General features: G+C 66.2%; 14 protein-coding genes. 7 read left to right on the forward strand and 7 right to left on the reverse strand.

The window, feature by feature from the left end:
* Positions 1-30: 30 nt before the first annotated feature.
* On the forward strand, positions 31-603 hold the full coding sequence (locus tag C8N34_RS00590; protein ID WP_108126852.1) for a retropepsin-like aspartic protease family protein: 573 nt from the start codon (positions 31-33) through the stop codon (positions 601-603).
* On the opposite strand, the gene C8N34_RS00595 is transcribed toward C8N34_RS00590, so the two are convergent.
* Together C8N34_RS00595 and C8N34_RS00600 are read right to left on the reverse strand one after the other, a co-directional pair.
* Positions 593-1,066: a DNA polymerase III subunit chi gene (locus tag C8N34_RS00595; protein WP_108126854.1), complete on the reverse strand. Its 474-nt coding sequence runs from the start codon at positions 1,064-1,066 to the stop codon at positions 593-595. The two genes, C8N34_RS00590 and C8N34_RS00595, sit on opposite strands and share 11 nt — an antisense overlap.
* 4 nt (positions 1,067-1,070) lie before the next feature.
* Positions 1,071-2,540 (reverse strand): leucyl aminopeptidase, encoded by a 1,470-nt coding sequence (locus C8N34_RS00600; protein ID WP_108127397.1) that lies wholly within the window; start codon positions 2,538-2,540, stop codon positions 1,071-1,073.
* A 159-nt stretch (positions 2,541-2,699) separates the two neighbouring features.
* On the opposite strand from C8N34_RS00600, the gene lptF reads away from it, so the two are divergent.
* From lptF to rsmA, 6 genes are all read left to right on the forward strand, one after another.
* The gene (lptF, locus tag C8N34_RS00605; protein WP_054303495.1) at positions 2,700-3,821 is read left to right on the forward strand and encodes an LPS export ABC transporter permease LptF; all 1,122 of its coding nucleotides are present in this window, start codon (positions 2,700-2,702) and stop codon (positions 3,819-3,821) included.
* Positions 3,818-4,912: an LPS export ABC transporter permease LptG gene (gene lptG, locus C8N34_RS00610; RefSeq protein ID WP_108126856.1), complete on the forward strand. Its 1,095-nt coding sequence runs from the start codon at positions 3,818-3,820 to the stop codon at positions 4,910-4,912. The genes lptF and lptG overlap by 4 nt, the downstream gene beginning before the upstream one ends.
* Positions 4,912-7,074, forward strand: coding sequence for an LPS-assembly protein LptD (locus tag C8N34_RS00615; RefSeq protein WP_108126858.1), 2,163 nt, complete (start codon positions 4,912-4,914; stop codon positions 7,072-7,074). Before lptG ends, C8N34_RS00615 begins: the two co-directional genes overlap by 1 nt.
* A gap of 53 nt (positions 7,075-7,127) precedes the next feature.
* A complete protein-coding gene (locus C8N34_RS00620) occupies positions 7,128-8,336 on the forward strand; it encodes a peptidylprolyl isomerase (protein ID WP_108126860.1) in 1,209 nt (402 codons plus the stop codon).
* A 3-nt stretch (positions 8,337-8,339) separates the two neighbouring features.
* Positions 8,340-9,317, forward strand: coding sequence for a 4-hydroxythreonine-4-phosphate dehydrogenase PdxA (gene pdxA, locus C8N34_RS00625; RefSeq protein ID WP_054303490.1), 978 nt, complete (start codon positions 8,340-8,342; stop codon positions 9,315-9,317).
* A gap of 62 nt (positions 9,318-9,379) precedes the next feature.
* The gene (gene rsmA, locus C8N34_RS00630) at positions 9,380-10,219 is read left to right on the forward strand and encodes a 16S rRNA (adenine(1518)-N(6)/adenine(1519)-N(6))-dimethyltransferase RsmA (protein ID WP_108126862.1); all 840 of its coding nucleotides are present in this window, start codon (positions 9,380-9,382) and stop codon (positions 10,217-10,219) included.
* A gap of 25 nt (positions 10,220-10,244) precedes the next feature.
* Here rsmA and C8N34_RS00635 read toward each other — a convergent pair whose 3' ends face one another.
* The 5 genes from C8N34_RS00635 to speB all read right to left on the reverse strand — a co-directional run bounded on the left by C8N34_RS00635 (position 10,245) and on the right by speB (position 14,617).
* A complete protein-coding gene (locus C8N34_RS00635; RefSeq protein ID WP_108126864.1) occupies positions 10,245-11,030 on the reverse strand; it encodes a DUF4167 domain-containing protein in 786 nt (261 codons plus the stop codon).
* Positions 11,031-11,264: 234 nt separating this feature from the next.
* Positions 11,265-12,098, reverse strand: coding sequence for a peptide chain release factor N(5)-glutamine methyltransferase (gene prmC, locus C8N34_RS00640; protein ID WP_108126866.1), 834 nt, complete (start codon positions 12,096-12,098; stop codon positions 11,265-11,267).
* Positions 12,095-13,150: a peptide chain release factor 1 gene (prfA, locus tag C8N34_RS00645; protein ID WP_108126868.1), complete on the reverse strand. Its 1,056-nt coding sequence runs from the start codon at positions 13,148-13,150 to the stop codon at positions 12,095-12,097. Before prfA ends, prmC begins: the two co-directional genes overlap by 4 nt.
* Positions 13,151-13,181: 31 nt before the next feature.
* The gene (locus C8N34_RS00650; RefSeq protein WP_229825292.1) at positions 13,182-13,655 is read right to left on the reverse strand and encodes a DUF1499 domain-containing protein; all 474 of its coding nucleotides are present in this window, start codon (positions 13,653-13,655) and stop codon (positions 13,182-13,184) included.
* The gene (gene speB, locus C8N34_RS00655) at positions 13,652-14,617 is read right to left on the reverse strand and encodes an agmatinase (RefSeq protein ID WP_108126872.1); all 966 of its coding nucleotides are present in this window, start codon (positions 14,615-14,617) and stop codon (positions 13,652-13,654) included. The genes C8N34_RS00650 and speB overlap by 4 nt, the downstream gene beginning before the upstream one ends.
* Positions 14,618-14,675 lie beyond the last annotated feature (58 nt).

Here is a 14,675-nt window from a genome sequence, read left to right on the forward strand (position 1 = left end):
CGCCCCAGATCGGGGGCAAAGGAGACCCCGATGGACGGCGACATGACCGCGCGCATTCTCTACCTCAGCCTGCTGGTGGCCGCTGTCGGCGGCTGGGCCATGGCGGAATATCGCGGCAAGCTGGGCGCTGGTCTGCGCACGCTGATGGCCTGGGGCATGATCATCGTCGGGCTGATGGCGGGATATGGTCTCTGGACCGACATGCGCAGCAACATCCTGCCCATGCAGCAGGTGGAGGGCCAGAGCATCCACATCCCCCGCGCCGCAGACGGGCATTTCTACCTGACGCTGGAGATAGAGGGCCGCAGCATTCCCTTCATGGTCGACACCGGCGCCACCAACATCGTGCTGTCGGCGCGCGATGCGGCACGGCTTGGCGTGACGACCGAGGGTCTTGTCTACATGGGTGAGGCCAATACCGCCAATGGCACCGTGCGCACTGCGCGGGTCTGGCTGAAGGATGTGCAGCTTGGCCCCTTCCATGACGACAGCGTCACCGCCTATGTGACCGATGGCGCAATGGATGGCTCGCTTCTGGGAATGGATTACCTGCGCCGCTACCGGATGGAGATTGACGGCGACCAGATGATCCTCAGCCGGTAGCTTCCGCCAGCCGTTCGGTCTGCATGGCCCAGCGGCCGGATTCCTCGGACCAGTATTGCAGATGTGCCCCCTCGCCCGCGAGCCGCTTCCAGAGGCCCCGCGCCGCATTCACTGCGCCCTGATCCTGCCCGTCGAACAGAACCCAGACCCTTTCGAGCCCGGCCGCCTCGCCCGGTTGCGGCTCGGCCCCGTCAACCAGCATCAGCGCCCTTGCGTCATTGGCGACCGGGCCAAGGCCCAGCAGCAGCGGCTGCGCCGCCTCGCGCCCTGCGCCTTCAAGACCATGCGGCAGGAACCCGTCTTCCGGTTCCAGCCACAGCTTTTCGTCCAGCCATTCCAGCCGTCCACGATCGGTGCCGCGCAGCATCACCCGCCAGCCCTGACCCAGCGCCCGCCCCGCAAGCTGCGTCACCGTTTCCGGCACGCCGCTGCGGGTCAGGTGGTAGAACAGCACACGCGACATGCGCTTACTTCTCGAACCTGTCGCGGATCATCCGGTTCAGTGCCGCCACGCCCCAGCCGGTCGCCCCCTTGGGCGCCAGTGCCGTATCGGCCTGCAACAGCGCCGTCCCGGCGATGTCGAGGTGAATCCACGGCGTTTCCGCCTTCACGAAGCGTTGCAGGAACTGCGCCGCGGTGATCGAGCCGCCATCGCGCCCGCCGATATTCTTCATATCCGCGATGCGCGATTTCAGCTTGGCGTCATAAGCGTCACCCATCGGCATGCGCCACGCGCCCTCGCCCTCGGCTTTTGCCGCCTTCAGGAACTGTTCGCAGAAGGCATCGTTGTTCGAGAATACGCCGGTGTTTTCATGCCCCAGCGCCACGATGATCGCCCCGGTCAGCGTGGCGAGGTCGATCACGCCGCAGGGGTTGAAACGTTCCTGCGCATACCACAGCACATCGGCCAGAACGAGCCGCCCCTCGGCATCGGTGTTGATGACCTCGATGGTGTCGCCCTTCATCGAGCGCACCACATCGCCCGGACGCTGCGCGCGCCCGTCGGGCATGTTTTCCACCAGCCCGACCAGACCCACGACATTGGCCTTGGCCTTGCGCAGTGCCAGCGTCCGCATCACGCCCGCCACCACACCGGCGCCGCCCATGTCCATCGTCATTTCTTCCATACCGCCCGCGGGCTTGATGGAAATGCCGCCGGTATCGAACACCACCCCCTTGCCGACCAGCGCCAGCGGGGCCTCGTCCTTCGCGCCGCCGCGCCAGTGCATGACGACGACCTTGGACGGGCTTTCCGAGCCCTGCCCCACGCCCAGAAGCGCGCGCATGCCCAGTTTTGACAGATCCTCTTCCTCCAGGATCTCGACATCCAGACCCAGTTCCTGCATCGCGGCCAGACGGGCGGCGAAATCATAGGTGGTCAGCACATTGGCCGGTTCGTTCACCAGATCGCGGGTGAAGAACACGCCTTCCGCCAGCGCGGCCAGCGGTGCCGCCTCGGCTGCCGCCGCCTCGGGGTTCGGCACCATCAGCGTCACCGGGCCAGGCGCTTTCGCCGTGCCGGTCTTGTGCGCGGTGAAGTCATAGGCCCGCAGCGCCAGCCCGAACGAGAGTTCCGCCAGATGGCGCCCGCCTTCGGCCAGAACCAGCGTCCCTGCCTCGGACAGCGCGCGGCCGATGGCGCCGCCCGCCTTGCGCGCCTGTGCCACATCGGCCTTGCGGTCCAGCTTCACCACCTGCACCGCCTCGGCCACCAGACCCGCGGGCCAGGCCAGAACCGTGCCCTCGCCCGCTTTCTGATCCACAAAGGCCGGCGCCGCCAGATAACGCGCCAGCGCGCCCTTCATCAGCCGGTCAAGCCGCCGCCCGGCTGCGCCCAGCTTGCCGCCCTCCTCCACCACCACGACAATAAGGCCCGTGGCCTTGGCCAGCGCTTCGGCATCGACGGGCTGGAACTGGATCGGAACGGGATGCGACATATTCATTCTCCGGCTGTCGGTCTTGCCCGCCACCCTGAAACCGGGCAGGCTTTCGCCGCGAGGCTAGCCGCCCGCGCCGTCCTTGACCAGATAGCAGTTTTCCCCGCCGGGGATTTCGGCTAGCGTCGCGCCCGTTCCGGGGTTGAAGCGAGGGTCCGCGTGTCGAGATTCGACAGATATCTGCTGTCGCATTTGCTGGCGTTGTTCGGGTTCTTCTCGCTGGTGCTGGTTGCGATCTACTGGGTCAACCGGGCGGTGGGGCTGTTCGACGAGCTGATCGGCGACGGCCAGTCGGCGCTGGTCTTCCTTGAGTTTTCTCTGCTGACCCTGCCCAATGTCATCCGTCTGGTACTGCCGATTTCCGCATTTGCGGCAACTGTTTACGGCGTGAATCGCCTGATGGCCGACAGTGAGCTGATCGTGATGCAGGCCACCGGATTTTCCTCGTTCCGGCTTGCCCGGCCCGTTCTTTGGTTCGGGCTGATCGTCGCACTGATGATGCTGGTTCTGATGCACGTTCTGGTGCCCGCCAGCCGCACCATGCTGGCCAGCCGGTCGGCGGAGATCGCGGAAAACGTGACCTCGCGCTATCTGTCAGATGGCGAGTTCATGCATCCGTCAAAGAATGTGACGCTGTTCATCCGCGAGATCACCGAGACCGGCGAATTGCGTGACCTGTTCATCGCCGATGATCGTGACCCGGCGGCGCGTGCCGTCTATACCGCCAGCCGCGCCCTGCTGGCGCGCAGCGATACCGGCCCCAAGCTGATCATGTTCGACGGTATGGTGCAGAACCTGTCCGGCACCGAGCGTCTGTCAGTGACCCGGTTTCAGGATTTCACCTATGACCTTGGCCGGCTGATCGAAACCGGCGCCCTGCCGCATCGCGATGTCGAGGATCTCTCGACGCTTGACCTGCTGCGCGCCGATCCCGCGCTGCTGGCCGAAACCGGCGAAAGCCGCGCGGCTTTCCTCAGCGAGGCGCATGCGCGGTTTGCCATGCCCTTCCTGGGCACGGCGGCGGCCCTGCTGGGCTTTTCGGCGCTGCTTCTGGGGGGATTTTCACGCTTTGGCCTGTGGCGGCAGATCGGCATCGCCGTGGGGCTTCTGATCTTCGTGCAGCTGATCCACACCACCGCCATGTCGCAAAGCCTGCGCGACCCGATGGCTTGGCCGCTGGTCTATGCCGCGCCGCTGACCGGGCTTGCGATCTCGCTTTTCCTTCTGTGGTGGTCGCAACGCCCGCGCAGGCGGCCCAAACCGGCGGAGGCCACTACATGACGCTGAGCCTTTATGTCGCGCGGCGCTTCCTGTGGATGTTCGTCCGGGTATTCCTGATCTTCTTCGGCATCCTCATGCTGATCGACATGCTGGAGCAGCTGCGCCGGTTTTCCGACAAGGGCGCCGGTCTGGCGCAGGCGGCGCAACTGGCGCTGATGAATGTGCCGGACAGCCTTTACCGCATCCTGCCGCTCATCATGATCCTGTCCGCCATCGCGCTGTTTCTGGGCCTTTCGCGGTCGTCGGAACTGGTGGTGGTGCGCGCGGCGGGCCGGTCGGGCTTGCGGTTCCTGATGGCGCCGGTCATCGTATCCCTGCTGATCGGTGCCTTTGCGGTTGCGGTGCTCAATCCGCTGGTGGCGGCGACGACCAAGGAATATGACGTGCTTTACGCACGCTATGCACGGGGAGCGGAACGGGTGCTGTCGGTATCGGACGAAGGGCTCTGGCTGCGTCAGGGCGGCGGCGGGTCGCAGACTGTGATCCATGCCGCCCGTGCCAGCGCCGATGGAACCCGGCTGTTCGACGCGACCTTCCTGTCTTTCGACGCGACCGGCGTCCCGCGTGAGCGGGTCGAGGCCGCAGAGGCCCGGCTGGAACCCGGTGCCTGGGCGCTGACCGAGGCCCGGCGCTGGTCGCTGGATGCGGCCAACCCCCAGTCGGCGGTTGAAACCATGGCCAGTGGCACGTTCGCCTCGGATCTGACGGCGGCGGCCATCCGCGACAGTTTCGGCAGCCCCTCGGCCATTCCGGTCTGGGAACTGCCTTCCTATATCCGCGGGCTGGAACGCGCGGGCTTCACAGCGCGCAACCATCAGGTCTGGTTCCAGATGCAACTGGCGCTGCCGCTCCTGATGACCGCCATGGTGCTGATCGCGGCGGGCTTCACCATGCGCCACGCGCGCTTCGGGCGCACCGGCATGCTGGTGATGTTCGCCATTCTTGGCGGTTTCGCCATTTTCTTCCTGCGCAACTTCGCGCAGGTGCTGGGTGAGAACGGCCAGATCCCCGTGGCCATGGCCGCCTGGACGCCGCCGGTGACCGCGACGCTTTGCGCCATCGGGCTTTTGCTGCATCTGGAGGACGGCTGATGGGCTGGCGCGCTTCCCTTTTCGCGCTGGCTCTGGCGCTGCTGCCCCTCGGCGGCAATGGCCAGACGGTCGACCGTGCGACCCTGACCGCCAATCAGGTGTCGGTCAGCGGCGACAGCCTCCTGGTGGCGCAAGGCGATGTCGAGGTGCGGTATCGCGGCCAGCGGCTCCGGGCGCAGCGCATCACCTATGATCGCGCCGCCGACCGGCTGCGGTTCGAGGGACCGATCTACCTGACCGATGACAACGGCAATTTCGTCCGGGCCGAAACCGCGGATCTGAGCGCCGATCTGACCGAAGGGGTGATGAATTCCGCCCGTATGGTGCTGAACCGGCAGATGCAGATTGCCGCACGGCAGATGTTCCGCGCGGGCGGGCGATATACACAGCTCACGGACACCGTCGCCTCCTCCTGTCAGGTCTGCACCATTGACCCGGTCCCGCTGTGGGAGATCCGGGCGAGGCGCGTGGTCCACGACCAGCTGGAGCAGCAGCTTTACTTCGACCGGGCGCAACTGCGCTTTGCCGGGGTGCCGGTGTTCTATCTGCCGCGCCTGCGCATGCCCGATCCGACGCTGGACCGGGCGACCGGGGTGATGATGCCCGACATCCGCACCACCTCGGGTCTCGGCACCGGGATCAAGCTGCCGTATTTCATCACGCTCGGGTCGTCACGCGACCTGACAGTGACCCCCTATCTGAGCACGAAGAACGGGCGCACACTGGAATTGCGCTATCGCGAGGCCTTCCGCACCGGCCAGATCGAGGTCACCGGCGCCACCTCGCGCGATGACATCCTGCCGGGCGAGGCGCGCGGCTATCTGCATGCCAGCGGCGATTTCGCGCTCCCCCGTGACTTTCGCCTCACCTTCCAGGCCGAAGCGGTCAGCGACCCGGCCTATCTGCTGGATTACGGCATTTCCGACAAGGACCGGCTGGACAGCCGGATCGAGGTCAGCCGCACCCGGCGCAACGAATATATCTCGGGCCGGTTCATCAACTTCCGGTCGATCCGTGACATCGACGGCGTGCCGGAAAGCAATGCGACGCTGCCGACGCTGATCGGGGATTTCACCCTGCACCGCCGCTTTTCCGGCGGGCCGCTGGGCGGCGAGGCGGGGCTGATGTTCCAGACCCATTCGCATTACCGCACCTCCACGCTGGATTATGACACCGACGTGGATTCCGATGACATCGCCGATGGCCGTGACATGTCGCGCGCCTCGTTGCGGCTGGACTGGCGCCGCAACTGGGTGACCGGGCCGGGAATTGTCGTCTCGACCATGGCGGAGGTTTCTGCCGATCTTTACAACATCCGGCAGGATGCCACCTATGGCGGCACGCACAGCCGTCTGCATGGGGCAACCGGGCTTGAACTGCGCTGGCCCTGGGTGGGCGGCACCGCGGACGGCGCCACGCATGTGATCGAGCCGGTGATGCAGCTGGTTCTGGCCAGCCGTGATGGCAGCGATATCCCCAACGAGGACAGCGCGCTGGTCGAGTTTGACGAGGGCAATCTGTTCGCGCTGGACCGTTTCGCAGGGTCAGACGCCCATGAAGACGGCGCGCGGCTGAATGTGGGTCTCAGCTGGACCCGCTATGCCCCTTCGGGCTGGAGCCTCGCGCTCGCCGGGGGCCGGGTGTTCCGGCGCGAGGATTTCGGCCAGTTCAGCACCGCCTCGGGCCTTGATGGCGTCACCTCGGACTGGCTCGCCACCGCGCAGGTCACCGTGCCGGGCGGGCTGTCGCTGACCAACCGCGCGCTGTTCGACGGTGCGTTCGGCATTACCAAGGCCGAATTCCGGCTGGACCTCGACCGCGAGAAATACGCGCTCAGCACCTCCTACATCTGGTTGCAGGCTGATGCCGCGGAAAACCGCATCGCCGACACGCAGGAGCTTTATCTGAACGGCCGATATGCGCTGACCGATACATGGACCGGCAAGCTGAGCGGCCGTTACGATTTCGAGGCCGACCGTGCCACCCGCGCAGGCCTCGGGCTCGAGTTCCGCAACGAATGCCTTCTTGTCGATCTTTCCCTCTCGCGCCGCTTCACCTCCTCGACTAGTGTGAAGCCAACTACGGATTTCGGCCTTTCGGTCGATCTGCTCGGTTTCGGCGGCAGCGCCAAGCCCGGTCCGGCCCGCAAGTGCCGGGGCTGAACTGCCATGAACCGCCAGATCGCCGCGAAGGCCATAGCCAAGAGACTGCCCGAATGACCCGAGTTCTGCCCCTCCTGACCGCAAGCTTCCTCGCGCTGGCCGCTGTTTCCGGCCCCGGAGCCGCCCAACAGAACCTGTTCGCACCGCGGATCATCATCAATGACCGGGCGGTCACCGAATACGAATACCAGCAGCGCCTGCTGTTCATGCAGATCCTGCGCGCGCCGGGCGATCTGGAAAAAGAGGCGATGAAGGGGCTGATCGAAGACCGGCTGCGCCTTCAGGAGGCCAAGCGGATCGGCGTCAAGCCGACCGAGGCCGAGGTGCGCAAGGGCATGGAAGAATTTGCCAGCCGCGCTAACCTTTCCGCCGATGAATTTCTGAAGGTCATCGGTCAGGCCGGAATCGCGCCCGAGACCTTCCGCGATTTCGTAACCGCCGGGATGGTATGGCGCGAGGTGGTGCGGGCGAAATACGGCGCCACCACCAAAGTGACTGAGGCCGAGATCGACCGCGCGCTGGAAGCCGAAACCCGCAAGACCGCGCTGACCGTTGCGCTGTCGGAACTGATCATCCCCGCCCCTCCGGGTCAGGAGGATGCGGCGATGGCGCAGGCGCGCAGCATTCAGGGGCAGATCAATACCGAAGGTGGCTTTACCTCGGCCGTGGCGCGCTATTCCGCCGCAGCCTCGCGGGATCGGGGGGGGCGACTGGCGCCGATGCCGCTGAGCAACCTGCCGCCGCAGATCGCCAGCGTCATCCTCGCGCTTGGTCCCGGTCAGGTTTCAGCTCCGATCACCATTCCGGGTGGGGTTGCCCTGTTCCAGCTGCGCGACGTGACCGCCTCGAAAGAGGCGAGCCCGGCGATGGTGCAGGTGGAATATGCCCGGCTGCGCCTGCCGAAGGCCGAGACCACCGCCACCGATTTCGCGCGGATCCGGGCCAATGCCGATACCTGCAAAGATCTCTATACCCCGGCGCGCGGCCTGCCGGAAAACCAGCTTCAGATCGAGACCAAGCCGATGTCGGCGGTTCCCGCCGATCTGGGGCTGGAACTGGCGCGGCTGGACCCGGGCGAAAGCGTGCTGCGTGATCTGGGGGGGGCCACCGAAATGCTGATGCTGTGTTCGCGCCAGCCGGTCAGCGAAACGCCGGTCGACCGCAGCGCGATCCGCAACCAGATCCTCAACCGCAAGGTCGAGGCGCAGAGCGACCTTTATCTGGCTGAACTGCGCGCCAATGCCCTGATCCGCGAGCCCTGAGCCATGGCCGATCTGGCGCCGGTGGCGCTGAGCTGTGGCGAGCCTGCGGGCATCGGCCCGGAAATCGCAGTGAAGGCGCGTGCCGTTCTGGGGCGCGCCTTGCCTTTCTTCTGGATCGGCGATCCCCGGCATCTGCCTCAGGGCACCGATTTTACGGAAATCGCCCGCCCGGCAGAGGCGGTCGCTGTGCCGCCCGACCGGCTTCCGGTTCTGCCACTGCCCTTCGCCGCCCCTGCCACCCCCGGCGTGCTGGAACCTGCCAATGCGGCGGGCGTCATCGCCGCGATACGGCGGGGGGTAGAACTGGTGCAGACGGGCGAGGCTTCCGCGATCTGCACCGCCCCCCTGCACAAGAAGGCGCTGAAGGACGGCGCGGGATTTGCCTTTCCGGGTCATACCGAATTTCTGGCTGATCTCGCAGGCGGCGCCGATGTGGTGATGATGCTGGCTGCGCCGGAATTGCGTGTGGTGCCGGTCACCATCCACATCCCGCTGGCCGAGGTTCCTGCTACGCTGACCGCTAATCTGCTGGAGCGGGCCATTCGCATCACCCATGCCGGGCTGGTCCGCGATTTCGGAATTTCCGCACCGCGTCTTGCGGTGGCCGGGCTGAACCCCCATGCGGGTGAAGGCGGGGCCATGGGGCATGAGGATGCCACCGTGATCGCGCCGGTGGTCGCCCGGCTGGCGGCCGAAGGCATGGCGATCTTTGGCCCGCTGCCCGCCGATACGATGTTCCATCCACGCGCCCGCGCCGCCTATGACGTGGCGATCTGCATGTATCACGATCAGGCGTTGATCCCGATCAAGACGGTGAATTTCGACGGCGGCGTGAATGTGACGCTGGGCCTGCCCTTCGTGCGCACCTCGCCCGACCATGGCACGGCGCTCGACATTGCCGGGCGGGGCATTGCCGAGCCGTCAAGCCTTGTGGCGGCGCTGCGCATGGCGCATGACATGGCGGCGGCGCGGGGCCGGTAAGCCCCGGGGGGTTGCCCCGGACCCGGGATATTTGGACCAGAATAAAAGCAGGAGCCGGTTTCATGGCGACGATCGACGGTTTGCCGCCGCTGCGCGAGGTTATCCGGGCGCATGACCTGGTGGCGAAGAAGCAGCTTGGGCAGAACTTTCTGCTGGATCTGAACCTGACCGCCAAGATCGCGCGACAGGCGGGCGACCTTTCGGGCTGCGATGTACTGGAGGTCGGGCCCGGCCCCGGCGGCTTGACGCGCGGGCTGTTGGCGGAAGGTGCGCGGCGGGTGCTGGCGGTGGAGAAAGACGCTCGCTGTCTGCCCGCGCTGGCCGAGGTTCAGGCGGCGTATCCGGGCAAGCTGGATGTCATCAACGGCGATGCGCTGGAGGTCGATGTGCTGGCGCATCTGACACCGCCGATCCGCGTGGTGGCGAACCTGCCCTATAATGTGGGGACCGAACTGCTGATCCGCTGGCTGACGCCCGCGAACTGGCCACCGTTCTGGGAAAGCCTGACGCTGATGTTCCAGAAGGAAGTGGCCGAGCGGATCGTGGCGAAGCCGAGGGGCGACCACTACGGGCGGCTCGCGCTTCTGGCGCAATGGCGCTGCGAGGCGAAGATCGTCCTGCATCTGCCGCCCGAGGCATTCACCCCTGCGCCCAAGGTGCATTCGGCGGTGGTGCATCTGACCCGGCTGCCGGGGCCGCGCTTTCCGGCGGATGAGAAGATCCTGAGCCGGATCACCGCCATGGCCTTCAACCAGCGACGCAAGATGCTGCGGTCCTCACTGAAGGGGCTGGGGCCGGACATCGAAGCGCGGCTGGAGGCGGCGGGGATTGCACCGACGGCGCGGGCGGAGGAAATCCCGCTGGAAGGGTTCTGCGCCCTGGCGCGCGAGATGGCAAAATGAAAACGGGGCCGCGTGGCCCCGTTTCTTATTCTGCGGCTTCCGGCTTTTCCGCCTCGGTCTTGGGTTTCGGCGTGCGCGGCTTGCGCGGGGCAGCCGGCTTGCGCGGCTTCGGCGCCTCGGCAGCGGGGGCCTCGGTGGCCGGGGCTTCCGGGGCGGCCGTCACCGGCGCCGAAGGTTCGGCAGGTGCTTCGGGCGTGGCCGCGGGTTCGGCGGCGCCTTCAGTGCCTTCGCCACGCGGGGCACGACGGTCGTATTGCGGACGCGGGCCACGGAAATCGCGGCGGCTACGGTCGCCCTCGCGGCGCTGGTTCTGCCCTGCCTGCGGCTGCCCCTCGCGCTTCATTTCCGGCGTTTCGACCAGCGTGCTTTCCTCGTCAGCGGTCAGCGTCATGGCCTCTGCCGGAACCTCGGGCTGGTCGCCTGCCCCCGGGTCGCGGGCATCGTTCCGGTCGCTGCGGTCCTGATGGCGGGGATTGCCGCCGGACTGGCCGTTGTTCTGGCCGCCGCCCTGCTGGTTGTTGTGGTTCTGATATTGCTGCTGACGCGCCTCTTGCTCGGCCGCCAGTTCGCGTTGCGCCTCGCTGAGCATACGGGTGTAATGCTCGGCGTGCTGAAGAAAATTCTCGGCGGCGACGCGGTCATTCGAGAGCTGCGCGTCACGCGCGAGAATGAGGTACTTCTCGATGATCTGCTGCGGCGTGCCGCGCACCTTGCCTTCGGGGCCGGAGCTGTCGAAGACACGGTTGATGATGTTGCCCATCGTGCGCGGGCGGTTCGACTTCGAACGCGAGCGGGATTTAGAGGATCTCATCTTGTCCTATGATCCGGTAGTCCGGGGTGACTGGCCGACCTGCATCGTCTGCCGCGCGAGGGAAATTCCCTCCGGAGGTATGCTGTCATGCTTTCAGCTTGAAAACGGGGAGCGAGCCAATCGCCCCGCCGCTGAAACCGGAGTAACCATGCGACGTGCTGCGTGACAAGCAGATTCTGCGCAGAAAATTGGGGAAAACCTCGATTTTGTGCCAAAATGGCCGGAAGTCGCCGGTCATTGCGGTGCAATGGCGGAAACGACGCGGTGGCGATTGTCCAGATCGGCGAGGATTCGTGCCTGTGCCAGACCGGCGGCGGTGAACAGCGCGGCAACGGCGGCCCCCTGTGTCGGGCCGATTTCCACCAGAAGCCTGCCCTGCGGCAGCAGATGGTCGCGCGCACCGGCTGCGATGGCGCGGTAGGCATCCAGCCCGTCGCCACCGGGGGTCAGGGCCAGATGCGGCTCCCATTCGCGGACCTCGGGGGAAAGCCCGGCCATTTCATCGGCGGCGATATAGGGCGGGTTGGAGACGATCAGATCGAAGCGACCGCTGATCGGGGCGAACCAGTCGCCTTGCAGGAAGGACGCGCGGTCCGTGAGGCCGAGGGCCACAGCATTGCCGCGCGCCACCTCCAGCGCGGCGTCCGACAGGTCGGTCGCAATTCCCGTCGCCCCGGACCGTTCTGCGAGCAGCGTCAGCAGGATCGCGCCCGAGCCGGTACCAAGGTCCAGAACACGGGAGAACGGCGCGGCCAGGGCTTCGGCGACCAGCGTTTCGGTTTCGGGGCGCGGGTCCAGCACATCACGGGTGACGCGGAAACTGCGCCCCCAGAACTGTCGCTGCCCGGTGATCTGACTGACCGGCTGACGCGCCAGACGCGCGGTCACGGCCTCTTCCAGCCGCATCGCCGCCGCCTCGGGCAGCGGATCATGCAGCGCCAGCATCACCCGGTCGGCTGAGATCTCAAGCGCATGCGCCATGAGAAGCCGGGCATCCCGTGCGGCATCGGGCAGACCGGCGGCCGTCAGGCGGGCGACAGCCTCGCGATAGGCCAGGGCAGCGGTCACGCCTCCATCTCCGCCAGTTTGGCGGCCTGATCATGCGAAACCAGCGCCTCGATCACCTCGCCCAGATCGCCCTGCATGATCTGCGGCAGGGCGTAGAGCGTCAGGTTGATGCGATGGTCGGTCATCCGCCCCTGGGGGAAGTTGTAGGTACGGATGCGCTCGGAACGGTCGCCGGACCCCACCTGCGCCTTGCGGTCGGCGGCGCGGGCCGAAGCGGCCTTGTCACGCTCCATCTCGAACAGACGGGCACGCAGCACCTGCATCGCGATGGCGCGGTTCTGGTGCTGCGACTTCTCCGACGAGGTGACGACGATGCCACTGGGGATATGGGTGATGCGCACAGCCGAGTCGGTGGTGTTGACGTGCTGGCCACCTGCCCCGCTGGCGCGCATCGTGTCGATGCGGATGTCGGTGGCGGGGATGTCGATGTCGACCTCCTCGGCCTCGGGCAACACGGCGACGGTAGCGGCAGAGGTATGGATGCGGCCCCCCGCCTCGGTTTCCGGCACGCGCTGCACGCGATGGGTGCCCGCCTCATATTTCAGCCGGGCAAAGACGCCCTCGCCCTGCACATGCGCGGTGAATTCCTTCAGCCCGCCAAGATCGGAAAGCTGCTGTTCCAGCACCTCGAAGCGCCAGCCCATGCGTTCGGCATAGCGTTGGTACATCCGGGCCAGATCACCGGCGAAAAGGCTCGCCTCCTCGCCGCCGGTGCCGGGACGGATCTCAAGGATCGCCGGGCGCGCATCGGCGGCATCTTTCGGCAGAAGCGCCAGACGCAGGGCCTGCTCCATCTCGGGGATGCGGTCTTTCAGGCGGGGAAGCTCTTCCTCGGCCAAGGCGCGCATTTCGGGATCGGTCAGCATGGCCTCGGCCTCGGCCAGATCGGCCAGGGCACTGCGATAGGCCACGATTTCCGCCACCACGGGTTTCAGATCGGCATATTCGCGGCTGAGCGCGGCAATCTCGGCCGGGGCGGCGCCCTGTCCGAGCTTCGCTTCCAGATATTCGAAGCGGCGGGTGATCTGGTCGAGTTTTTCGAAGGGAACCATGCGACCGATGTGGCGCGAAGGCCGCGCGCGGTCAAGAGGCGGATGGGGACAGCGCGGCCAGCCAGCGTTCGGCGCGCGCCCGGTTCACCCCCATATCGGAATAGCCAAACCGCGCGCGGGACCAGAGCCTGAGGCTGGCGCCTTGCGGTGTGGCGAAGGTTTCGACCGTGATGACATCGGGAAAACCCCAAAGGGCAGACCGCTGCACAAAGGTCATGCGCCCTTCCGCCGGGCTGCCCGCGATCAGGGTCGTGCGCGGCTCGGCCAGCGCCACGGCTTGCAGACGTTCGGCCAGTTCCCAGTCTGTCAGGCCAGGGAACACCGGGGCGGCAATCTCGCCGCCCTCGGGTCGCACCCGCACGTCATTCGGCTTGCCGGTGCGCAAAGGCTCGGCAAGGCTGACATGCCAGTCCGCCGGATCAAGCGGCGCGAACCGCACCGCCAGCGCGAGGCACAACACAGCCAGCAGCGGCAGACCAAAAGTGACGGCGAGGATCAGTTTCATCGCCGGGTCTTGGCCCAATGGTGCAGGCAGAGGATTTCGTAGGCGACATGGGCGCCTGCAATGGCCGTGGCCCCGGTGGTGTCATAGGGCGGCGAAACCTCGACCACATCGCCCCCGACGAGGTTCACCCCCGCCAGATCGCGCAGAATCGCGGCGGCCTGCCAGCTTGCCAGCCCACCCCAGACCGGCGTGCCGGTGCCGGGCGCGAAGGCCGGGTCCAGCGCGTCGATGTCGAAGGTCAGATAGACCGGATGGTCGCCGACGATGGCTTTCACCTTCTCGACGATCCGCGCCACACCGATTTCATGGCATTCGCGGGCGTCGATGACATTCATCCCCAGATAATCGTCGCAGAAGGTGCGAATGCCGATCTGGACGGATCGTTTCGGGTCCACAAGTCCGGTCCTGACCGCCTTGTACATCATGGTGCCGTGGTCGATGCGGGTCAGGTCGTCATCGGCCCAGAGGTCGGAATGGGCGTCGAAATGGATCACACTCATCGGGCCAAATTTCTCGGCATAGGCCTTGAGGATCGGCCAGGTGATGAAGTGATCGCCGCCCAGCGTGATGCTGGCGGCGCCTGCGTCGAGGATCGTGCGGATGTGATCGGTCAGCCGGTCGGGGAAATCCGCGACCTTGGCGTAGTCAAAGGCGAGATCGCCGTAGTCGATCACCGCCAGATCCTCCAGCGGATCGGTGCCCCAGCCCTGCGGCGGATCATAAGGTTGCAGGCTCGATGCCTCGCGGATGGCGCGCGGGCCAAAGCGGGTCCCGGTGCGATGCGTCACCGCCTGATCGAAGGGCACGCCGGTCACGGCGACATCCACCCCCGTCAGATCCTTGGTATAGGTCCGGCGCAGAAAGCTGGTGGCGCCGGCAAAGGCGTTTTCAAAGGCATAGCCGCGCGGGCTTTTACGGGTAAAGGCGGTATCGACTTCGTTCTTGGCATCTTCAAGGGCCATGGAACGCTCCTCGGGTCTGAAGGTCGTCATTCTGGTCATCGGAGACGCGCCGGATCCG

Origin of the sequence: Gemmobacter caeni (assembly GCF_003054195.1) — a bacterium.
In the GTDB taxonomy this organism is placed as follows: Bacteria; Pseudomonadota; Alphaproteobacteria; order Rhodobacterales; family Rhodobacteraceae; genus Gemmobacter; species Gemmobacter caeni.

What these genes read in the sequence shown, in the direction of transcription:
- lptG (WP_108126856.1), top strand. Translation starts at nt 3,818, where the DNA reads ATGACGCTGAGCCTTTATGTCGCGCGGCGCTTCCTGTGGATGTTCGTC.
- C8N34_RS00595 (WP_108126854.1), bottom strand. Translation starts at nt 1,066, where the DNA reads ATGTCGCGTGTGCTGTTCTACCACCTGACCCGCAGCGGCGTGCCGGAA.
- C8N34_RS00650 (WP_229825292.1), bottom strand. Translation starts at nt 13,655, where the DNA reads ATGAAACTGATCCTCGCCGTCACTTTTGGTCTGCCGCTGCTGGCTGTG.
- prfA (WP_108126868.1), bottom strand. Translation starts at nt 13,150, where the DNA reads ATGGTTCCCTTCGAAAAACTCGACCAGATCACCCGCCGCTTCGAATAT.
- speB (WP_108126872.1), bottom strand. Translation starts at nt 14,617, where the DNA reads ATGGCCCTTGAAGATGCCAAGAACGAAGTCGATACCGCCTTTACCCGT.
- C8N34_RS00635 (WP_108126864.1), bottom strand. Translation starts at nt 11,030, where the DNA reads ATGAGATCCTCTAAATCCCGCTCGCGTTCGAAGTCGAACCGCCCGCGC.
- C8N34_RS00615 (WP_108126858.1), top strand. Translation starts at nt 4,912, where the DNA reads ATGGGCTGGCGCGCTTCCCTTTTCGCGCTGGCTCTGGCGCTGCTGCCC.
- C8N34_RS00600 (WP_108127397.1), bottom strand. Translation starts at nt 2,540, where the DNA reads ATGTCGCATCCCGTTCCGATCCAGTTCCAGCCCGTCGATGCCGAAGCG.
- rsmA (WP_108126862.1), top strand. Translation starts at nt 9,380, where the DNA reads ATGGCGACGATCGACGGTTTGCCGCCGCTGCGCGAGGTTATCCGGGCG.
- C8N34_RS00590 (WP_108126852.1), top strand. Translation starts at nt 31, where the DNA reads ATGGACGGCGACATGACCGCGCGCATTCTCTACCTCAGCCTGCTGGTG.
- pdxA (WP_054303490.1), top strand. Translation starts at nt 8,340, where the DNA reads ATGGCCGATCTGGCGCCGGTGGCGCTGAGCTGTGGCGAGCCTGCGGGC.
- C8N34_RS00620 (WP_108126860.1), top strand. Translation starts at nt 7,128, where the DNA reads ATGACCCGAGTTCTGCCCCTCCTGACCGCAAGCTTCCTCGCGCTGGCC.